General features: G+C 64.1%; 20 protein-coding genes. 5 read left to right on the forward strand and 15 right to left on the reverse strand.

Annotation, left to right across the window (positions count from 1 at the left end):
• Positions 1-28 precede the first annotated feature (28 nt).
• Complete coding sequence (locus J2X35_RS04915; RefSeq protein ID WP_056109356.1) at positions 29-985, reverse strand: ABC transporter permease; 957 nt, start codon at positions 983-985, stop codon at positions 29-31.
• Positions 986-1,065: 80 nt separating this feature from the next.
• On the reverse strand, positions 1,066-2,703 hold the full coding sequence (locus J2X35_RS04920) for an ABC transporter substrate-binding protein (RefSeq protein WP_310181946.1): 1,638 nt from the start codon (positions 2,701-2,703) through the stop codon (positions 1,066-1,068).
• Positions 2,704-3,030: 327 nt separating this feature from the next.
• Between J2X35_RS04920 and pdxA the strand changes: the two genes are divergently transcribed.
• Genes pdxA through J2X35_RS04940 form a run of 4 tightly spaced genes read left to right on the forward strand, consistent with a single transcriptional unit; the run spans position 3,031 to position 7,265 of the window.
• The gene (pdxA, locus tag J2X35_RS04925) at positions 3,031-4,020 is read left to right on the forward strand and encodes a 4-hydroxythreonine-4-phosphate dehydrogenase PdxA (protein WP_310181949.1); all 990 of its coding nucleotides are present in this window, start codon (positions 3,031-3,033) and stop codon (positions 4,018-4,020) included.
• On the forward strand, positions 4,017-4,922 hold the full coding sequence (locus tag J2X35_RS04930; RefSeq protein ID WP_310181951.1) for a dihydrodipicolinate synthase family protein: 906 nt from the start codon (positions 4,017-4,019) through the stop codon (positions 4,920-4,922). The genes pdxA and J2X35_RS04930 overlap by 4 nt, the downstream gene beginning before the upstream one ends.
• Positions 4,923-4,932: 10 nt before the next feature.
• Positions 4,933-6,138, forward strand: coding sequence for an exo-alpha-sialidase (locus tag J2X35_RS04935; RefSeq protein ID WP_405023176.1), 1,206 nt, complete (start codon positions 4,933-4,935; stop codon positions 6,136-6,138).
• Positions 6,135-7,265, forward strand: coding sequence for an iron-containing alcohol dehydrogenase (locus J2X35_RS04940; protein WP_310181952.1), 1,131 nt, complete (start codon positions 6,135-6,137; stop codon positions 7,263-7,265). Before J2X35_RS04935 ends, J2X35_RS04940 begins: the two co-directional genes overlap by 4 nt.
• Before the next feature lie 21 nt (positions 7,266-7,286).
• On the opposite strand, the gene J2X35_RS04945 is transcribed toward J2X35_RS04940, so the two are convergent.
• The 13 genes from J2X35_RS04945 to J2X35_RS05005 all read right to left on the reverse strand — a co-directional run bounded on the left by J2X35_RS04945 (position 7,287) and on the right by J2X35_RS05005 (position 19,837).
• On the reverse strand, positions 7,287-7,616 hold the full coding sequence (locus tag J2X35_RS04945; protein ID WP_156459771.1) for a hypothetical protein: 330 nt from the start codon (positions 7,614-7,616) through the stop codon (positions 7,287-7,289).
• Between the two features lie 88 nt (positions 7,617-7,704).
• Positions 7,705-8,430 carry a ribonuclease activity regulator RraA gene (locus tag J2X35_RS04950; RefSeq protein WP_310181954.1) on the reverse strand — a complete coding sequence of 242 codons (726 nt, stop codon included), beginning with the start codon at positions 8,428-8,430 and terminating at the stop codon, positions 7,705-7,707.
• 45 nt (positions 8,431-8,475) lie between these two features.
• The gene (gene araD / locus J2X35_RS04955) at positions 8,476-10,209 is read right to left on the reverse strand and encodes an L-arabinonate dehydratase (protein ID WP_310181956.1); all 1,734 of its coding nucleotides are present in this window, start codon (positions 10,207-10,209) and stop codon (positions 8,476-8,478) included.
• The gene (locus tag J2X35_RS04960) at positions 10,206-11,114 is read right to left on the reverse strand and encodes an aldose 1-epimerase (RefSeq protein WP_310181958.1); all 909 of its coding nucleotides are present in this window, start codon (positions 11,112-11,114) and stop codon (positions 10,206-10,208) included. Before J2X35_RS04960 ends, araD begins: the two co-directional genes overlap by 4 nt.
• A gap of 7 nt (positions 11,115-11,121) precedes the next feature.
• On the reverse strand, positions 11,122-11,904 hold the full coding sequence (locus J2X35_RS04965) for an NAD(P)-dependent oxidoreductase (RefSeq protein ID WP_310181959.1): 783 nt from the start codon (positions 11,902-11,904) through the stop codon (positions 11,122-11,124).
• Between the two features lies 1 nt (position 11,905).
• Positions 11,906-12,784, reverse strand: coding sequence for an SMP-30/gluconolactonase/LRE family protein (locus tag J2X35_RS04970; RefSeq protein WP_310181960.1), 879 nt, complete (start codon positions 12,782-12,784; stop codon positions 11,906-11,908).
• Positions 12,781-13,980, reverse strand: a complete 1,200-nt coding sequence (locus tag J2X35_RS04975; RefSeq protein WP_310181963.1) for a mandelate racemase/muconate lactonizing enzyme family protein — start codon at positions 13,978-13,980, stop codon at positions 12,781-12,783. Before J2X35_RS04975 ends, J2X35_RS04970 begins: the two co-directional genes overlap by 4 nt.
• A gap of 54 nt (positions 13,981-14,034) precedes the next feature.
• Positions 14,035-14,877 carry an ABC transporter permease subunit gene (locus J2X35_RS04980; RefSeq protein WP_310181965.1) on the reverse strand — a complete coding sequence of 281 codons (843 nt, stop codon included), beginning with the start codon at positions 14,875-14,877 and terminating at the stop codon, positions 14,035-14,037.
• Positions 14,878-14,880: 3 nt separating this feature from the next.
• On the reverse strand, positions 14,881-15,789 hold the full coding sequence (locus J2X35_RS04985) for an ABC transporter permease subunit (protein ID WP_310181968.1): 909 nt from the start codon (positions 15,787-15,789) through the stop codon (positions 14,881-14,883).
• A 3-nt stretch (positions 15,790-15,792) separates the two neighbouring features.
• The gene (locus tag J2X35_RS04990; protein ID WP_310181970.1) at positions 15,793-16,866 is read right to left on the reverse strand and encodes an ABC transporter ATP-binding protein; all 1,074 of its coding nucleotides are present in this window, start codon (positions 16,864-16,866) and stop codon (positions 15,793-15,795) included.
• A gap of 87 nt (positions 16,867-16,953) precedes the next feature.
• Entirely contained in the window at positions 16,954-18,138 is a 1,185-nt protein-coding gene (locus tag J2X35_RS04995; protein WP_056109385.1) for an ABC transporter substrate-binding protein, read from the reverse strand.
• A gap of 69 nt (positions 18,139-18,207) precedes the next feature.
• On the reverse strand, positions 18,208-19,119 hold the full coding sequence (locus tag J2X35_RS05000; protein WP_310181972.1) for a dihydrodipicolinate synthase family protein: 912 nt from the start codon (positions 19,117-19,119) through the stop codon (positions 18,208-18,210).
• A 25-nt stretch (positions 19,120-19,144) separates the two neighbouring features.
• On the reverse strand, positions 19,145-19,837 hold the full coding sequence (locus tag J2X35_RS05005; RefSeq protein WP_056109389.1) for a GntR family transcriptional regulator: 693 nt from the start codon (positions 19,835-19,837) through the stop codon (positions 19,145-19,147).
• Between the two features lie 260 nt (positions 19,838-20,097).
• Between J2X35_RS05005 and ytfQ the strand changes: the two genes are divergently transcribed.
• Entirely contained in the window at positions 20,098-21,042 is a 945-nt protein-coding gene (gene ytfQ / locus J2X35_RS05010; RefSeq protein WP_310183738.1) for a galactofuranose ABC transporter, galactofuranose-binding protein YtfQ, read from the forward strand.
• Positions 21,043-21,071: the final 29 nt, after the last annotated feature.

Consider the following 21,071-nt stretch of genomic DNA (forward strand, 5'->3'; position numbering starts at 1 on the left):
GGGCTGCACGGAGGGCTGCATGGACATGCTAGCGGCTCCTCATCTGGTCGGCGGCGCGCGGGTCGAGCAACGGATAGAGGACGTCCACCAGAAGGTTGGAGAGCATGACCAGGAACGAGCCGATCAGCGTGATGGCGAGGATCACCGGATAGTCCGAATTGGTCAGCGCCTGCACGGTCAGGCGGCCGAGGCCGGGCAGGCCGAAGACCAGTTCCACGAAGATCGCGCCGTTGACGATGGTGATCATGATCAGGCCGAGCTGGGTGACGACCGGCGTCAGCACCGGCCGCAAGATGTGCTTCACCGCCACCGCCATTTCCGGCACGCCCTTGGCGCGCGCGGTGCGGACGAAATCCTCCGACAGCACTTCGATAACGGCCGCGCGTGTCTGACGCACGATCAGCGCGATCGGCTGGAACGACAGGACGATCAGCGGCAGGAGGATGCGCACGTCGAAGATGCCGCCCCAGCCATAGGGCACGCTGCCGCTGGGCAGGATGAGGATGAGCAGCACCATCAGCAGCGGTCCGGCGACGTAGGGGGGTATCGCCCACAGAAACAGCGCCGAGCCGAGAATAGCGTAGTCGGTTTTGGTGTTCTGGTTCATCGCTGCGATCATGCCGAGCGGAATGGCGATGACCGCCGTCAGGATGATGGCGCAGAGCCCGAGTTTGAACGAGACCGGCGCGGCTGCCGAGATCATCGCCCAGACCGAGCGGCCCGAGGTCAGTGAATTGCCGAAATTGCCCTGGACGAGGTTGAGTATGTAACTGCCGAACTGGATGAGGAACGGCCGGTCGAGGCCGGCGGCCTGCCGGATCGCCTCGATCCGCTCGGGATTGTAGGCGACATCGCCCGGCGCCCGCAGGAAGATCAGCTTGATAGGGTCGCCGGCGCCATAGAATGCCATGGCATAGACCGCCAGCATCACCAGAAGAACCGAAGGAATCCACAGCAGCAGCCGTGTCGCGACATAGCGCAGCATGCGGGCCTCCTACCGTTCAACCCGTGTCTTGTGAAAGATAACACGGGGACGGCCCAACCGTCCCCGTGCGCGAACCGGCGTCAGCCGATTTCGATGTTCCATGGCGCCACGACCTGCCAGTCGAGGTTCTTTTCCATGCCCTTGACGTTGGCGTTGGCCCAGCGCGACATCGCCTGCGCATACCAGGGGATGAACGGCCAGTCCTCGCGGAACAGCTTCTGCGCCTCCTGCGCCAGCGCGATGCGCTGCGGGTCGTCCGCAGCCTTGGATGCAGCCTCGGTCAGAAGCGCATCGACCTTCTCGTTCTTGTAGCCGCCGAGCTTGTTTTGGGCATTGGAAGAGGTCGAGGCTATGGACCCGGCCAGATAGCTCGCCGCATCCGGCACCCGGGTGCCGACGTCATCGCGGAATATCTGCACCGAGTTCTGGTCCGGACCGGCGTAATTGTCCTGCTGCGGCTTCATGTCGACGGCGGTGATGCCGAGGTTCTGGCGCCACTGTTCGGCGATGAACTGCGCCGCAGCCTCGTTGGCCGGCGAGGAAATGCCGACGAACAGGATTTTCGGCAGCCGTTCCGGCCCGCCATATTTGGATTCCTTCAGCGCTTTCTTGGCGGCCTCAGGATCGTAGGGGTAGGGCTCGAAGCCGGAATTTTCCGCACCCGGCACCGAATTGAGGATTTGATCCGTCTTTTTGTGGGGTCCGTCGGGGAAGGAGGCCTTCATCAGGCCATCGCGATCCACCGCCATGATCAGCGCCTGGCGCACCTTGGGATCGTCCATCGGCGCGCGCGAGGCATTGAACCAGAAATGCTGGCTGGTCGGGATGATCGGCCCGGCGGCGAATTCGGCGCCCAGATCCTGCACGATCGTCGATGTAACCAGTTCCGTGTGGGCATTGTATTCGCCAGACTTCAGCATCGAGGTGGCGGTCACGTTGTCCTCCACCGAGGTGATCTCGATGCGCGCCAGCTTCGGCTTCGGCCCGAAGAAGTTCTCGTTCGGCTCGAACACCAGCTTGCCCTGGTCGATATCGATCGATGTCAGCTTGAACGGGCCGGAATAGACGGCGCCCGCGTCCGGCGTGAACCAGTCGGCGATCTCGTTGCCGTCGGACCCGCGCGACTGCGACGCCTTGGTGATCGGAATGATGTGATTGGCAACGCGCATGAAGAAGATCGGATCGGATTCCGTCAACGTCACCACAACGGTCCCTTCGTCTGGAGCCGTGGCGCCGGAAATTTCCGTTGCGCTGCCGCCGGTCAGTTCGGCGAAGCCTGTGACCTTGGCCAGAACCTGGTCGGCGCGCTGGCTCTTGCTGGACGGCATCGCAGCCACGTTCCATGAGCCGATGACGTCGGCCGCGGTGATCTTGCTGCCGTCGGAGAAGACCGCCTTCGGGTCAAGCTTGAAGGTCCAGGTCTTGCTGTCGGCGGAAGCTTCCCAACTCGCGAACACATAGGGATGGAGCTTGCCGTCGGCGTCGAAATACATCGGTGAAGCCCACCATGCGGAATTCCACCGGTAAGGCACGCCGCCGCCGCGCAGCGGCGACCAGTCCTGGTTGAATGCGGGGTTGATGACCTTCAGAACCTGGCCTTCCTGCGCCACGACAATCCGCGCGCTGAGACCGAACAGCGTCAGGCCCACGCTCGTGCCGAGACCGAGCTTCAATGCGTCGCGCCGCGAAAGACCGGCCCGCTCGTTCACTTCAGACATAGATACCTCCCTTGGAAATCCTATCCGTGCCGGCCGCCAATGTTTAGCGCTCTCACCGTGCCAGGCGCGCCAACATGGCATTATTTGTAAACATGTCAATAGATGAATCGACTGCCATATCCAACTGGAATACGCGGTCGGAACCAGTGCAGCGGCACAGGAATCCGGTTTATTGTGGAAATCCATAGCTTTGTGAGTTTGACGCGCATCGGTGCGAAAGCCTCGGACATAAATAGCAACTTGACAAGTTATGCCGGATGCATAAACCTCGCCTCGATCGTTGGGCGGCATTGCCGGCCATGTTTCCTTCCAACGGACTTAGGGCGCATGACTGACCTCAGCCGCAAGATCGGCATTACAATGGGTGATCCTGCCGGTGTCGGTCCGGAGATCATCTGCAAGTCGCTGGCGGCCATGAACCCCGCTGACCGCCGCTCGGTGCGGGTATTCGGCGACCGGCGCAGCCTGGAGGCTGCTGCTACAATCGTGGGCGCGCCGCTGATCTTCGGCGAACCGGGCGAGGGCGGCGACGCGGTCGCCGTGGACCATATCGAGATCGCTGGCGGCATGATTCCGTTCGGCAAGGTCGATCCCCGCGCCGGAGATGCCTGCTTTCATTTCATCGCGCGCGCCGTCGAGGCGGCGCAGGCCGGCGAGATCGGCTGCATCGTCACCGCGCCGATCAACAAGGAGGCGCTCAACCTTGCCGGCCATCACTATGACGGCCATACGGGGATGCTGGCGCACCTCACCGGTTCGAAATCATCCTGGATGCTTCTGGCTTCCGAGCGCATGTCGGTCATCCACGTCTCGACGCATGTCTCGCTGTCTGAAGCCATCGCCCGGGTCAAGCCACCGCGCATTCTTGAAACCATCCGCACCGGCTATCGGCATATGCGCCGGCTGGGCCTCGATGCTCCGCGCATCGCCGTCGCCGGGCTCAATCCGCATTGCGGCGAGAACGGTCTCTTCGGTCATGAGGATGACGAGCAGATCGCTCCCGCCGTCGCCGCGGCCCGCGCCGAAGGCATCGACGCCGTCGGGCCGATCCCGCCGGACACCGTCTTCCATCGCGCTTACAACGGCGCGTTCGACCTCGTCGTGGCGCAGTATCACGACCAGGGCCATATCCCGATGAAGCTGGTCGCGTTCGATTCCGGCGTCAACATCTCGCTCGGCCTGCCCATCGACCGTACCTCGGTCGATCACGGAACCGCCTTCGACATCGCCGGCACAGGCAAGGCCAAGCACATCAACATGGATTCGGCGATCGCCTATGCGCGCAAGCTCGCCGCGACGCCGCGGGTGACATCATGAGCAAATTCGCAGTCAGCGGCGTCTTCAGCGCCGCCGCCACGCCCCTCAACGCCGACCTTTCGGTCGATCACGCGCGCTTCGCCAACCATTGCCGGCGGCTGCTCGATGCCGGCTGCCATAGCGTAGCGCTTCTCGGCACCACGGGTGAGGCGAACTCCTTCTCCGTGGCCGAGCGCAAGGAAATATTGGACCGGGTGATTGCGGCGGGCATCGATCCGGATGCGCTGATGCCGGGAACCGGCGTCGCCGCGATTCCCGAAACGGTCGATCTCACCCGCCACGCGCTGTCGGCCGGGGTGCGCAAGGTCGTCATGCTGCCGCCCTTCTACTACAAGGGCGTTTCCGACGACGGGTTGTTCGCCGCCTACGCCCGCACGCTGGATGCCATCGCCGACGACCGGCTGAGGGTGGTGCTCTATCACATTCCGCAGGTTTCCGGCATTCCGCTGTCCGTCGATCTGGTCAGCCGGCTGGTCACGGCCTATCCCGGCATTGTCGTCGGGGTGAAGGAATCCAGAGGCGATTTCGCCAATATGCAGGCGCTGATCAAGGCCTGTCCGAACCTCGCGGTCTTCCCGGGCGCCGACCCGCTGATGCTGCCTTTGCTGAAAGAGGGCGGCGCCGGCTGCATCACGGCGACCTCCAATCTGATCGCCGATTCGCTGCGCACCGTGTTCGACGGCTACGCCGATCCTTCGGCGGTAGCGCAGGTAGAGGCCGCGCAGGCGCGCATCGACGCTTGGCGTACGCTGTCCAATTCCTATGCCCAGATCCCGACCATCAAGGCGATGATCGGCATCGAGAATGGCGAGACCGGGTGGGAACGGCTGCGCCCGCCGCTGATGCCCCTGTCGCCGTCCGAAATCGCCGATCTCGCGCCGCGCATCGCCGCGTTGCCCTGAGGATATGCCGATGTCCGCGAAACCCGCACTGGCTGGACAGCAAACTGAGCCGCTCACGCATGAAGCCGTGGCGGCTCGCATGGACGGACGCATCGCGCCCGTTGCGCCGGACCGTTCGGAAGCGTTCCTGCCGTCGCCCTGCATCCAGAACCATGCCGCGAATTTGGCCCGGCTTGCCGACGGTTCGCTCGCCTGTGTCTGGTTCGGCGGCACGATGGAGGGCATGGGCGACATTTCCATCTATCTGTCGCGGCTGGCGGCGGGCTCGGATCGCTGGTCGGCGCCGGAAAAGCTCTCCGACGATCCGGACAAATCCGAGCAGAATCCGCTGCTGTTCACCGCGCCGGACCACAAGGTCTGGCTGCTCTACACCTCGCAGACATCCGGCAACCAGGACGGCGCGGTGGTGAAGCGGCGTGTCTCGGTCGATGGCGGCAGGACGTTCGGGCCGGTCTCTACGCTTTGCGATGTCCCCGGCACCTTCGTGCGTCAGCCGATCGTCGTCAACAGGGCTGGCCACTGGCTGCTGCCGGTCTTCCGCTGCATCGGCATTCCGGGCACCCGCTGGACAGGCGACGCTGATACCGCCGCGGTGCTGATATCGAGTGACAGCGGCGAAAGCTGGACGATGCACGACGTGCCGGACAGCATCGGCGCTGTACACATGAACATCGTGCCGCTCGGCGGCGACCGCATGGCGGCCTTCTACCGCAACCGTTTCGCCGAGCAGGTGCTGCGCAGCGAATCGCAGGATGGCGGCCGCAGCTGGAGTGCGCCGGAGCCTACCGATCTGCCGAACAACAATTCTTCCGTGCAGACGGTGGCGCTTGGGGATGGGCGCATCGCCATCGTCTACAACCATTCCAATGCCGGCATGTCGGACGCGCGACGGCTTTCGCTCTATGACGAGATCGAAGCGGACGGCGACGAGGCTCAAGCGCAGACCGCTGCCCGATGCGGCCCCGCCGCCATCTGGGGCGTGCCGCGCGCGCCCCTGAGCCTCGCGATCTCCGACGATGGCGGGCTGAGCTTTCCCGACCGCCGCGATCTGGAAACCGGCGACGGCTACTGCCTCAGCAACAATTCCAAAGACGGGTTGAACCGCGAGTTTTCCTATCCGTCCATCGTCGGGGAAGGCGGCACGCTGCACATCGCCTTCACCTATTACCGCCGCGCAATCAAATACATCCGCCTGGACCTGGAGCTGCGGCCATGAACGACTTGAACACGCCGATCTCGCTGGTTCGGCCGCCGCTCATCGAATTTGGCCCAGGCACCGCTTCACGGCTTTCCGGCTGGATTCGCGCGCGTGGTTTGCGCAAGGCGCTGGTGGTGGCGGACGCCTTCAATGCGCGCCGCATCGACACCCTCCAACTCGGCATCGAAACCGTGGTGTTTGGGGACGTGCGGCCTGAGCCCGATCTGCCGAACCTCGAAGCGCTGATCGAAATGGCCGACCGAAGCGCCGCCGATCTCGTCATCGGCTTCGGCGGCGGCAGCGCCATGGATTTGGCCAAGCTCGCATCGGTCATGACCGGAACCGGACAGCGGCTCGCCGAGCTGGTCGGCGTCGGCAAGGCCGGCAAGCGCAAGATCGCGCTGGCGCAGGTGCCGACCACCTCCGGCACCGGCAGCGAGGCCGGCACGCGCGCGCTGGTGACAGACCCGGCGACGCAGGCAAAGCTTGCCGTCGAAAGCATGGAAATGCTGGCCGATATCGCCGTGATCGACCCGGCCTTGACGGTGACGGTGCCGCCCGCCGTCACCGCCGCCACCGGCGTCGATGCGATGGCGCATTGCGTCGAGGCCTACACCAGCAGGAAGGCGCATCCGCTGGTCGATCTCTATGCTCTCGAAGGCATTCGTCTGGTTGGCCGCTATCTCGCGCGCGCCGTCCGCGACGGCAGCGATATCGAGGCGCGGTCAGGCTTGTCGCTGGCCTCCCTCTATGGCGGCTTCTGCCTCGGTCCGGTCAACACGGCCGGCGGCCATGCGCTCGCCTATCCGCTCGGCACCCGCTGGCACATCGCCCACGGCGCCGCCAACGCGCTGATCTTCCCGCATGTGCTGGCCTTTAACGTGCCGGCTGCCGGCGACAAGACCGCGCGCATTATCGAGGCGCTGGGCCTGGGCGGAGCAGCGAACGGCCGGGATGTGCTGAAATCCACCTACGATTATTGCGGGTCGCTCGGCATCGAGATGCGGTTGTCTAAGCTCGGCGTGCCCGAATCCGATCTGGGCGTCATGGCCGACGATGCCTACGCCATCCGACGGCTTCTCGACAACAATCCGCGCGATCTCACGCGGGAAGACATTCTGTCGATCTACCGGGCTGCTTATTGAGCGCGGGGCGGACTGAAGCAGTCAGCACCTGCGCTTCCGGGCCTCGTGGATTGCTGCTTCTTCCGCCTGCAATCGTTCGATCCGCGCCGTTTGCCGACTGGTGACGGCGCCGACCGCGCGCGTTCCGCCGAGCAGCCAGTTTGGGACGGAAAGTTTCTCGACCTTGCCGCGGCTGATCGCGGTCTTGGAGAGGTCGGATGCCTTTTCCCCCATCGCGACATTGAGGTCCTCGCAGCTCATCGCCTCATATTGAGCCGTATCGACGCCGCCTGTGGCCACCGCCGAAGCGCATCCGCTGATCGCAGCCAGGCCGACAAGAAGAGCGGTCGCGCGGAGTGCTGGAATCACCATCGAAGGCCTCGCATAAGCATTTCTGTCCCGCCACGGCCATGGTGGACAGGCAGGCTGCAAGTGTCAATTGCCGTTGCGTGTCAAAAGCCTAGCGGCCGGTCTTCTTGCGCCACGCGGCATAATCGGACTGCGCCTTGTCCGACGTCGGCGGATAGAGGCCGATGATCGCCGCGCCGTCCTTGACCTGTTCGAGCACGAAGTCTTCGAACGTTTCCATGCCGGTGCATTCTTTGGCGATCTCGTCGGCGAGATGCGCCGGGATCACCATGACGCCGTCGCCGTCGCCCACCAGCACGTCGCCGGGGAAGACCGCCGCGTCGCCGCAGGAAATCGGCACGTTGATGTCGAGCGCCTCATGCAGCGTCAGATTGGTTGGGGCGGACGGACGCTTGTGATAGGCCGGCATGTCGAGCTTGCCGATGCCCTCGGCATCGCGGAAGCCGCCGTCCGAAACGATGCCGGCGCAGCCGCGCATGGCAAGCCGTGTCACCAGGATCGAGCCTGCGGACGCGGCGCGCGGGTCCTTGCGGCTGTCCATGACCAGCACATGGCCGGGCGGGCAGGTTTCCACCGCGACGCGCTGTGGATGACCCGCGTTGCGGAATACTTCAATCGGGTTGCGGTCCTCGCGCGCCGGAATGTAGCGCAGCGTGAATGCCTGGCCGACCATGTTGCGGCCCTTCCAGTTCACCGGCGAGACCCCCTGGATGAACTGGTTGCGCAGGCCGCGCTTGTAGAGCGCGGTGGCGACCGAAGCGGTTGAAACCTGCATCAGCAGGTCGCGGGTTTCGTCGCTCAGGGTAAAATCGGTCATGGAAGCATCCTCGTATCGATCGCAGCCGGCTCGGGCCGGTATCGTTCAGAATATGACGGGCTCGCTCACCGGCGCGCCGAATTCCGCTTTCAGGAAATCGAAGTCGCAGCCCTTGTCGGCCTGTTCGATGTGTTTGGAGAACATGTAGCCGTAGCCGCGCTCGTAGCGCGGCGCGGGCGGCGTCCATGCAGCCCTGCGCGCCGTCAATTCCGCTTCGTCCACCAGCATGTTCAGGCTTCTGTTGGGAATATCGAGTTCGACCATGTCGCCATTTTGCAGCAGCGCCAGCGGGCCGCCGACATAGGCTTCGGGCGCGACATGCAGCACGCAGGCGCCGAACGAAGTGCCCGACATGCGCGCATCGGAAAGCCGCACCATGTCGCGCAGGCCGAGCTTCAGCAGCGTCTTGGGCATCGGGATCATGCCCCATTCAGGCATCCCCGGTCCGCCCTGCGGTCCGGCATTGCGCAGCACCAGCACGGTGTCGGGCGTCATCGGATAATCAGGGTCGTCGATGATCTTTTTCAGTTCCGGATAGCTGTCGGCGATCAGCGCCGGCCCGGTGTGCCGGTGGAATTTCGGATCGCACGCCGCCGGCTTGATCACCGCGCCATCCGGGCAGAGATTGCCTTTCAGTACCGCCAGCGATCCCTCATGGTAGACCGGGTTCGACAGCGGGCGGATGACATCGTCGTTCCACAGCTTGACCTGGTCCAGCCCGTCGGTCAGCGGCTTGCCGGTCACGGTGATGGCGGTATCGTCGAGCTTGTCGCCGAGCTGCTTCATGAGCGCGCGCAGGCCGCCGGCATAGTAGAAATCCTCCATCAGATAGGTCGTGCCGGAAGGCCTGATGTTGGCGATCACCGGCGTCGTGCGGCCGATGCGGTCGAGATCGTCGAGTTCCAGCGGAATGCCGGCGCGGCGCGCCATGGCGATCAGGTGGATGATCGCATTGGTCGAGCAGCCGGTCGCCATCGCCACGGTGACGGCGTTTTCCACCGCTGCCGGCGTCAGGATCTTGTTCGGCGTCAGGTCCTCCCACACCATCTCGACAATGCGGCGTCCGCATTGCGTCGACATGCGCTGGTGGCCGGCATCCGCGGCCGGGATCGAGGAGGCGCCGGGCAGGGTCAGGCCCATCGCCTCGGCGATGGCCGTCATGGTGCTGGCGGTGCCCATCGTCATGCAGTGGCCGTAGGAGCGGGCGATGCCGCCTTCGATACCTTGCCACTCCTCCTTTGTGATAGTGCCGGCGCGCCGCTCGTCCCAATATTTGAAACCGTCGGTGCCGGAGCCGAGATACTTGCCGGCGTAGTTGCCGCGCAGCATCGGCCCCGCCGGCAGGAAGATGAAGGGCAGCCCCATCGTCGTCGCGCCCATCACGAGGCCCGGCGTGGTCTTGTCGCAGCCGCCCATCAGCACCGCGCCATCGACCGGGTGGCTGCGCAGCAGTTCCTCGGTCTCCATCGCCAGCATGTTGCGGTAGAGCATGGTGGTCGGCTTGACGAAGTTTTCCGACAGCGACAGCGCCGGCAGTTCCATCGGGAAGCCGCCGGCCTGCAATATGCCGCGCTTCACCCACTCGACCCGGTCCTTGAAATGCATGTGGCAGGGCTGCGCATCCGACCAGGTGTTGATGACCGCGATGATCGGCCGGCCCTCCCAATCGACCGGATCGTAACCCATCTGCATGGTGCGCGAGCGGTGGCCGAAGGAGCGCTGGTCGTCCGGCACCATCCAGCGGGCGGATCGGAGGTCTTGGTAGCTTTTGCGGGTCATGGGCGTACCTCTGGAGAATTAGGCGCTTCGGTGACCGAAAGCGTCATCGTGCCGGACAGCATCTCGCCCGGCTGCAATACATCCATCGCGCAATCGGCGCCCAGTTCAGGGCGGTTGATCGCGTCTGGCAGATGGCTCACCGGCTCGGCGCAGACGATTGGCCGGTTATCGGGAACGAAGACATGGAGATGCCGCAGGGCGCCATCGGCGGTGAGAGTCAGCGAAGCCTGGTGTTCAAGCCAGCAAATGATCGCGCTGCGCAGGCTCCAGTTCTTGAAACAGCCGTCGAACCAGGGATGCTGGCCAAGCGCGGCGGGGTGAGCCGGGTCGAATTCCGGCCGCTGCGTCAACGGCGCGACTGGCAGGCCGCGCGCATCGCGGGCATATACGCCGGCGGAGCGGAAGGCGAGGGTGGTCTGCGCGGTCTTGGGAAACCAGGGATGCAGCCCGATGCCGAAGGGCATCGCGGCATTACCCTCGTTTCGAACTGAAATCGCTACACGAATTCCGGCCTTGGAAAGACCGATTTCCTGCGTTGCCCGGTAACGATAGGGATTGCCGTCTGCTTCGAATATCTGGGTCAGCACGACCCTGTCGCCGGTCTGCTCCCCCACCTGCCACGGTCGCTCGCGCGAAAAACCATGGACGGCCATGTCCTCCTCCGGATGATTCACCGGAAACTGGAATGTCTGGCCGCCGAAGCTGAAACGCCCGTGGTTGATACGGTTGGCGAACGGGATCATGGGGAAACAGCCCGCCCTGAAAGGCGCCAGCGCTTCGGTCCTCGGCTCCAGCACCGGCAACGCCGAACCGTCCGGGCGGGTCCACTCCGCTGTAAGGACGGCGCCGCCGACATCGGGGTCAATCCGCACCCGGTAGCCACTGCTTGAGAGATCCACAACCATGACGGCCTCAATCGTCCCGCGAATAGCCGTCGGACGCGAATGCGCCGCCCTGGAAGCGTTGGGCGATGGCGTCGCCCGGCTCCGGCAGCAGCCCGAAACGGGATGCATCGTCCTGCGGCACGTAGCCGATGCGCGCCGCATCGTCTTCGCCCCACCAGGAGGCCGCATTCGCCGAGACGCCCCAGACGATCGCATGGCCGGTTTCCGGGGCCTCGATAGCCGCGATCAGCAGCCGTTCGAGATCGTCATGCGACAGCCAGGTCGACAGATGCCGCGCCTCGGTTGGCGCTGGCAGGCACGAGCCTATCCGCACATGCACGCTTTCCAGCCCATGCTTGTCGAACATCATGCGGCCGAGCAGTTCGCCATAGGCCTTCGACAGGCCGTAATAGCCGTCCGGCCGCATCGGGTCACGGGTGTCGAGCGTACGGCCTCGTTCGTAGTAGCCGATGGCGTGGTTTGAGCTGGCGAAGACTACGCGCTGCCCACCCTGGCGCGCCGCCTCGAAAATATGCGTCAGCCCGAGAATATTGGCTTCGATGACTGGACGGAATGGCTGCTCGGCGCTGATGCCGCCGAAATGGATGATTGCATCGGCTCCGGCCACGATCCCGCTCACCGCCGCCCCGTCAGCCAGATCGGCTTGAACGAACGAAGCGCCTTCGGGGATTGGATCTGGAAAAGGCTTCACATCGGAGAGCCGCAGCCGATAGCCAGCGGCGCTCAGGCGCGGCGCGACAACACGCCCCAGAGTGCCTGAAGCGCCGGTCAGAAGTATATGTTTTTGCATCTCAAACGCCCCGCATACGCACGACCGGTGCGCCGGCGACGGGCGCCTCCGCCAGAAACACGCCGCCGGCCTGCGGCGCGGCTTCCAGCGCCGCTTCGTCGATCGCGCGGTGCGTTGTGACTGCAATTTGCCGCAGGCCGGGACCGCAGAAGCACGGCATGGTCGGCGTCGGCACTGGCAAAGGGTAGCGTTCGCGCAATTTTCCATCAGGCGTGATGCGGTTGAGGACGCCGGCGGAAACCCCGGCGCTCCAATAATCGCCTTCCGCATCGCAGGCGCCGCCATCGGGGCGGCCCGTCGCCTCGTCGAGATCATAGAGCCGCTTGCGGCCGCTAATACCACCGGTCGCGGCGTCGAAATAGTAGCGATCGACCCACGGGCCGCGCGAATCGGTGTGGTACATGACAGTGCCGTCGGCCGACCAGGCAAGACCGTTCGAGACGCAAAAACCCTCTGCCGCCACGGTGGCAGTGCCGTCCGCCGTCACGCGGTAAAGCTTGCCGACGGGCTGGCGGTCGGGGCGCATATCCATGCTGCCGACCCAGAACGCGCCGTCCGGCCCGACCTTGCCGTCATTGAGGCGCGAGGTCTCGGCCTCGTCGTAGCCGGTCCACAAATCCCGGCGGTTTCCGGTCTCCGGGTCGAACACGATCACCTTGCGCTGCAGAGAGACGACAAGCGCGCCGCGTTCGCCAAGGCCGAGCGCGGTCACCGCGGTTTCGAATGGCCAGCGTCGGCGCAAGCCATCCTCGAGGCCGATCTCAAGCAGTTCGTGGCCGGGAATGTCGCAAACGAACAGCGTCCCGCGCCGCTCGTCCCAAACCGGGCTTTCCAGCAATTTGCCGCGGATGTCGGCGATGCAGCGAAACGGACCCATCATTCGGCTCCGGTGCTGCGACGGACGACTTCCGGGTGGTCGAGCACAAAATCGGACAATTCGAGGCCGAGGCCCGCGCCTTCGAAGGGATGGATTTGTCCGTTTTCGATACGCGGCATGACGGTCACCAGATCACGATACCACGAGGTGTAATAGGCGCGCACCGATTCCTGGAAGACGGCGTTCGGCAGATTGAGCGACAGGTGGATCGAAGCCGCGAAGATAACCGGCCCGGTGCAGTCGTGCGGCGCGACCGGGCGCTGGAAGGTTTCGGCCATGGTGGCGATCTTCTTGGCTTCCGACAGGCCGCCGCACCAGGAAACATCCAGCATCACGTAGTCGGTGGCGTCGGCGCGCAGCACGTCGAGGAACTGCGACCGCGTCGCCAGCGTCTCGCTCGCGCAGACGGGTATGCCCGCCTGGCGCGCATAAATGGCGAGCGATTGCGGGTTGACCATCTTGACCGGGTCTTCCGCCCAGAACGGATCGAACTCGCGCAGGCCCCGCGCAATCGTCAGCGCCGATGTCAGGTCCCACATCGAGTGCAGCTCGACCATGACCTCCATCTGGTTGCCGACCGCGTCGCGGATCTGGCGGAACGGCACCAGCGCCTTGTCGAGGTCGCTGGCATGGATGAAGTTGCCGCCGTTCTGCACCGCGAAGGGGTCGAACGGCCAGATCTTCATCGCGGTGATGCCTTCCGACAGAAGGCTTTGCGCCAGCGCGCCGGCGTCGCGATGGAAGGCAAGCTGGTCTTCGTACGGGCCTTCCTTGGCCTCTTCGGAATCGCCGATGTAACGGCGCGCCCCGCTCTTGTTGTAGGTATAGCCGGCGCAGGTGTTGTAGGTGCGGATCGACGGCCGCGACAGTCCGCCGAGGAGTTGATGGATCGGCTGGTTCACCGCCTTGCCGAATATGTCCCACAAGGCGACATCGACGGCCGAGGCCGCGCGGATTTCCACGCCGGAAGACCGGAAACCCACGTAAGGCGACAGGAGCAGGCTGGAAATGCGGTCGATTTCGAGCGGGTTCTTGCCGACCAGTTGCGGCGCGATATCGCTGTGGATATAGGCTGCCACCGCATTGGCGCCGCGGAACGTCTCGCCAAGCCCGACGATGCCTTCGTCGGTATGCACCCGCACCCACAATATGTTGTTGAGGTGCGGAAGCTGGATGGTTTCGACGGCGGTGATCTTCATGGAATTTTCCGTAGGCGTATGACGGGAGGAGGCGGCTGTCGCCGCCTCCAGCTATTAGTGCGCGGATGCCGGTCGGCCCCGCGCCACGATCTGCGTCGGGTTGACGAAGCGCAGCGCGATCAGCAGCCAGACCAGCGAGGTGACCATGTAGATCACCGCCATGGCGTCGATCGATTGAACGGAGCGTACGCCGGCCGCGAACACCGAGTAATACAGCGCCACGACGAGCGTCTGGCTTGTCGGGCCGGCGGTGAGGAAGGTCAATTCGAACATGCCGACGGTGCGCACCAGCACCAGCAGCATCGACGCGAGGATGCCGGGCAGCAGCATTGGCAAAAGTACGTAGCGGAACAGCCTGAACGTGCCGGCGCCGAACACGCGCGCCGCCGCCTCCACTTTCGGGTCGATCTGCTCGATGAAAGGCACCATGACTAGGATCACGAACGGCACGGTTGGCACCAGATTGGCCAGCACCACGCCCCAGAAGGTGCCGCCGACGCCGAACTTGTAGAGCACGGTCGTAAGCGGAATGCCGAAGGTGATCGGCGGCACCAGCAGTGGCAGCAGGAAGATCAGCAGCACCAGCTTCTTGCCCGGAAAGTCGCGCCGCGCCATCGCATAGGCGGCAGTGACGCCGAGTATGCCGGAGAGCAGCACGACGGTGAGCACGATCTGGAACGTCACGACAAGGACATGGTCGAGCTGGAATTCAGCCCATGAGGCGGCATACCATTTCGTCGTGAAGCCTTCCGGCAGCCATGTGCCGAGCCAGCGCGTTCCGAACGAGGAAACGACCACCGCCGCGATGACGGCGAGTACGTTGAGAATGAAGAACCCCGTCACCACCCAGACGACGGCGATCCAGAGTTTTGCAAGCGGAGAGGTATCGCGGATCATCTGTCAGCCTTTCCCGCCCGCCGTGGAGCCGCGGTAGAAGAAGGAACGGAAACCGAGCAGCGCGGCAACCACCAGAAGCTGTACGGCGGCCATGATCATGGCGATGGCCGAGGCCATCGAGTCGTCATACTGCTCGAAGGCGGCCTGGGCCGCGGCAATCGAAATGACACGCGTCGGACCTGAAGGCGCGCCGAGCAGCACCGCCGAGGGGAACACCGCGAAGGCCTGCACGAAGGTCAGGCAGCAGGCGACCACCAGTCCGGGGACCAGCAGCGGCAGCATCACATGGCGGAAGCGCTGCCAGCCGCTTGCGCCGTGTGTAGCCGCGGCGCGCTCGAGCGCTGGATCGATGCCGGTGATGTAGGAAAGCGTCAGCAGGAAAGTGAACGGGAAAACCGTGATGATCAGCGACGCCAGCACGCCCCAGTAATTGTTCACCAGCCGGACCGGACCGTCGATCAGCCCCAGGGTGATCAGCGTGCGGTTGAACCAGCCTTGCGGGCCGAGATAGTTGAGCAGCCCTTCGGCCACCAGCACGGTGCCGAGCGTCACCGGCAGGACCAGCAGCGTTGTCAGCAGCCGCTGGTACTTCATCAGCCGCACCCGCATCGCGATCGGCACCGCCAGCAGGATACTCACGATCGTCACCGGCACGGCGAGCCAAAGCGTGGCGCCGATGGTGCGGTAGAGATAAGGATCGGAGAAGAACTTGCTGTAGTTCGCCAGCGCGCCGCCGCCCTCGATCGGGTTGAACGACAGCACCAGGCCGTACAAAAACGGATAGATGAAGACAAGGATCACGAACAGGAATGCGGGCAGGATCAGCAGCGTGACGCCGTCGATGCCGCGATTGGCCAGGCGCTGGCGCAGGCTCGGCGTCGGCAGTTTGTGATCAAGGACAGCAGTTGACATCGCCTAAACCTCCGCAGCGAAGACCAGCGCACGGCCGGCCTCGATCTGCAGCGTGATGGCGCTGCCGAGATCGGCCTTGCGCGAGCCGTGGAAGACCAGTTCCATGCCATTGCCAGTCAGTGCGGTGCCTACATATTCGCGGCCGCGATATTCGATGGTCTCGACCTTGGCCGACAGGGTGTTTTTTCCCTTCTTGCCTTCGATCACGTCGTCACCGCGCGCCGCCAGAACAGCTTCGTCTCCCACCTTGAGATCGCCCATGGCGCGCCCGGTCAATTCGGAGCCGGCCGCGGCAATGGTCGCCTTGCCATCGTCGATGCGCACCACCTTGCCGACAACCTTGTTGCGGAAGCCCATGAATTCGGCGACGTCGAGATAGAGCGGGCTCTCATAGAGGTCGTGCGGCGCGCCGACCTGTCTTATCGACCCGTCGCGCAGAACGACGATACGGTCGGCCAGCGACAGAGCCTCGTCCTGGTCGTGGGTGACGTAGATGGTGGTCGCGCCGAGCTGGTTGTGGATGCGGCGGATTTCAGCGCGCATCTCCAGCCGCAGCTTTGCGTCGAGATTGGACAGCGGTTCGTCCATCAGGACCAGCGGCGGCTCGATGACGATGGCGCGGGCGATGGCGACGCGTTGCTGCTGACCGCCGGAAAGCTGGCCGGGCAGCTTGTGGCCCTGGCCCTGCAATCGCACCAGCGACAGCGCCGCATCGGCGCGCTTGTCGATCTCGGCGCGCGAGAGGCCCCGCATCTTCAGGCCGAAACCGACATTCTGCAGAACGGTCATATGGGGGAACAGCGCGTAGTTCTGGAACACCATGCCGAAGCCGCGATCCTCGGGCTTGAGCTGGTCGATGCGCTTGCCGTCGAGATAGATGCCGCCGCCCGTCGTGCCGAGCAGGCCGGCAATGCAGTTCAGCGCCGTCGACTTGCCGCAGCCGGAAGGGCCGAGCAGGGCGACGAACTCGCCCTTGCCGATGGTCAGGTTGATTTCGTTCAGCGCATTGAAATTGCCGAAAGCACGGCTCATGCGGTCGAGCCGCAGTTCATTGAAGGACGTTGAGGCGAGCGGCATAGCCGAAATTCCATCTGCGGACGTGAGAAAGGGGAGGCTGCCGCGGACGAGATCGCCCGCAGCAACCGATTTGTGTCGGATCGGCGTTTAGCCGGCCGCGACCTCTTCGTCCCAGCGGCGGAACGCGGTCACCAGGGCTTCCGGCTCGAGCGGCAGCTCGATCGGATTGTTGCCGATCCAGTCCGCATAGTCGGGACGCCCGAACTCGGCGATGATGTCCTGGCTCTTCTGCGGCGCCATCGTCAGCGGAACGTCTTTGACCGCCGGGCCCGGATAGAAATAGCCGGCGTCATAGGAGTAGGCCTGCTGTTCCGGCTGCAGCGCGAACTTGATGAACTCCATCATCACCGCGATCTTGTCTTCCGACACGCCCTTGGGGATGGAGAAGTAGTGTGCGTCGCAAACCCAGTGGAAGCCCGTCAGCTTGCCGACGGCGGCTTCCTTGGGCACCACGCCGAGCGCGCGTGGGTTGATGTCCCAGCCGGTGGTGGTCACGGTCATGTCGCGCGTGCCTTCGCCGAACTCCTTCATCAGGGCACCGGTGCCGGCGGGATAGTATTCGATGTTCTTGTGCAGTTCCTTGAGATACGCCCAGGTTTTGTCCCAGCCCTTGGCCGGATCCTTCGGATCGGTGTCGCCGAGCAGATAGGGCAGGCCCATCAGGAAGGTGCGGCCGGGACCGGAATTGGCAGGACGGGCATAGATGAACTTGTTCTTGTTCTCTTTCGCCCAGGCAAGCAATTCCTCAGCCGTCGTCGGCACCTTCTGCACCTTGGCCGGCATGTATTCGATCAGCGGGCCGGACGGGTAGTAGGAGACGACCACGCCCTTGCCCTTGGACAGGCCCTGCATGCGCCAAGCTGGATCGAGATAGATCTTCTGCAGGTCCGGCAGCCCGGAATCCGGCATCGCGATGATGTCGGTCCAGATGTCGTCGGCGAGACCGGCCGAAAGAGCGTCGGGGCCGATGATGACCATGTCGATATCGATGCGGTTGGCGCGCTGCTGCGCCTTGATCTTGCCCGGCAGTTCGGGCGAGGGCGCCTTGTTGAAGGTGAAGCGCGACACGAGATTCGGGTTCTTCGCGGCGAAATTGTCGAAGATCGGCTGCGTCAGCGCCAGATTGCCGGCTGCGTCGATGACGTTCAGCGCGACTGGCGACGACGGCAGTTTGGCCGACTGGGCGAAAGCCCCGCGCGGCGCGATGATGGCCCCGCCGGCAGCGAGGCTCGCTGCGGCCAGGAAGTGACGACGTGAAAGGTCTTTGGTCATTCCATTTCTCCTCCGTTTTTCACTGATTTTCCAAGCGCTTCCTCCCAGAAGCGAATGGTCTTTCCATTGCTAGACAAGTCCGTCCTGGCTCCATTGGGCGAGGACGGTTCCGAGGGCCTTGCGGTCCCCATCTTCGAGTTCGGGCAGGCCGGGCAGGCGCACCGGGCCGACGTCGTGGCCGCGCAGGCGCAGCGCCTCCTTGACGACGGTGACGTTGGCGCCGTTGCGATGTTTGGTGCGCATGGTCTCGAAAGGCGCGATGCTGTCGATGATGGCGCGGGCGCGCGCATAATCGCCGGCTTCCAGCGCGTGCCAGACGGCAAGCGAGCGTTCCGGCGCGACATTGACCAGGCCCGAGGTGAAGCCCTTGGCGCCCAGCGCATAGAAGGGCAGAGCCCAGCTTTCGGCCAGTCCGCATATCCAGGTCGCCTTGGTGCCTTTCGTGGCGCGCACGCAATCGGCGAAGAGTGCGGTATTGGTGGAGGCGAATTTCACGCCGGCAACGCGCGGATGGGTGCCGAGCCGGACCATCTCGTCCAGCGGGATCAGGTCGGAACGGATATAGGCGACCAGCGGCAGATCGGTCGCCTCGGCGATGGCGACGAAATAGTCCACCTGCGAATGCGGAGCGGCGAACGGGTCGAGCGGATGATGCACCATGACGCCGTCCGCGCCTTCACGCTGGGCGGCGCGTGACACCGCGATCGCCTCGCGTACGGACCGTCCGGCGGCGGCTGTAACGGCGGCGCGCCCATCAACGGCTGCGACAGCCACGGCCTGCAGGCGGATGACTTCATCGGCGGTCATGCTGTAGAATTCGCCGGTATTGCCACCGGACACGATGTTATGGACGCCGGCCGCCGCGATGTCGGACACGATGCGGCCGGTCAGACCCGGTTCGATCTCGCCGTCTCCATCGTAAGCGGTCACATGAACGCCTGAAATGCCCTGCAGCACCTGGCGGTAGGCGTCGAATTCCATCTGTCGTTTCTCCCTGCGAGCGGTTCTAGAAAACCAGCTCGATATGCGTGTTTCCGGCCAGAACGATGTGCTCGCGCATCAGCCGTTCAGCCCTGTCGGTATCCCGCGTCACGATCGCCTGCATGATCGCCTCGTGCTCGAGGAATGAGGCGCGGCGCACTTCCTCGCGCGAAAGCACGGTCACCCTTGCGGCGTGGTCGTACATGCGCTGGGCGTTCTGCAGCCGGCGCAGATACTCGCAGCCGGACGCCTCGTGGATGGCGTCGTGGAATTTCTCGTTGAGGACGATGAGATCCTGCACGTCGCCCGAAGCCAGGGCGGTGCGCATTTCCTCGATGATGCTGCGCAGCCCGTCGAAAGCGTCTTCGGCGCCATGCTTGGCGGCTTGCCGGGCGATGATGCTTTCGAGCGCCGCGCGGGCCAGGGTCATCTCCTCGGCCTGCCGCGCTGAAAAGGTGACGAAGGTGCCGCGCCGCGCTTCGGTGCGCACCAGGCCTTCGCTTTCCAGCTGCCGCAGGGCTTCCTTCAACGGGCTGGTGGAGATGCCGAGTTCGGAGGCGAGCTGTCGTTCGTTGAGGCGCATACCGGCCTTGAGACGGCCGGCGATGATCGCCTGGCGCAGGCTGTCATGGACGTGCTCGCGCAAGCTCTTGAGCTTGATCGGCTCAAGCGTGTGCGTCGGCCGCGTTTCGACGGCGTCTGCCGGCGAACCATCCATGAATTGCTCCTCCTGCTCTTCCCGGTCGCTTCGTCGCATCCCTGATTTGATATGTCAACATCTGATACATCAGATTTCACAGTGCACGTTTCGGGGCAAGATTGACCGCGTTCATGACTGACGATTTGTGATCGCCGGCCTGCAGAAGATCGCTTGAATAAGTAATACTATACGACTATACGGAACCTCGACGACTGCGGAGGAGCCTCGGTCGGTTCTATTTTGGGAGGTAATTTTTGATGTCCAGATTCCTGAAATCCATGCTGCTCGGTTCGGCGACCGCCTTGGCGTTCGGCGGTGCAGCCATCGCCGCCGACCTGACGGTCGGTTTTTCTCAGATCGGTTCGGAGTCCGGCTGGCGTGCCGCCGAAACCAGCGTCACCAAGCAGGAAGCTGAAAAGCGCGGCGTCGACCTGAAGTTCGCCGATGCGCAGCAGAAGCAGGAAAACCAGATCAAGGCGATCCGCGGCTTCGTCGCCCAGGGCGTCGATGCGATCTTCGTCGCTCCCGTCGTCGCCACCGGTTGGGATGCGGTGCTCAAGGAAGCCAAGGACGCCGAAATCCCGGTCATCCTGCTTGACCGTGGCATCGAAGGTTCGCCCGACCTCTATATGACCATGGTCGCCTCCGATCAGGTTCTGGAAGGCAAGGTTGCCGGCGATTGGCTGGTCAAGGATGCAGCCGGCAAGGAATGCAACGTCGTCGAGTTGCAGGGTACCACCGGTTCGTCGCCCGCCATCAACCGCAAGAAGGGTTTTGAGGATGCGATCGCCGGCACGCCGACGATCAAGATCATCCGCAGCCAGACCGGCGACTTCACCCGCGCCAAGGGCAAGGAAGTCATGGAAGGCTTCCTGAAGGCGGAGAATGGCGGCAAGAACATCTGCGCGCTATACGCCCACAATGACGACATGGCCGTCGGCGCCATCCAGGCGATCAAGGAAGCCGGCCTCAAGCCCGGCACCGACATCAAGGTCGTTTCCATCGACGCCGTGCCGGACATCTTCAAGGCAATGGCCGATGGCGAGGCCAATGCCACGGTCGAGCTGACGCCGAACATGGCTGGCCCGGCTTTCGACGCGCTGGCCAAGTTCAAGGCCGACGGCACTTTGCCGCCCAAGACCATCATCACCGAATCGAAGCTCTACACGCAGGCTGACGATCCGATGAAGGTTTATGAGGAAAAGAAGGGCCTCGGCTACTGATCTTCCTGCGGGCCGGTTCCTGTAACCGG

The organism is Mesorhizobium sp. BE184 (assembly GCF_031457045.1).
In the GTDB taxonomy this organism is placed as follows: Bacteria; Pseudomonadota; Alphaproteobacteria; order Rhizobiales; family Rhizobiaceae; genus Mesorhizobium.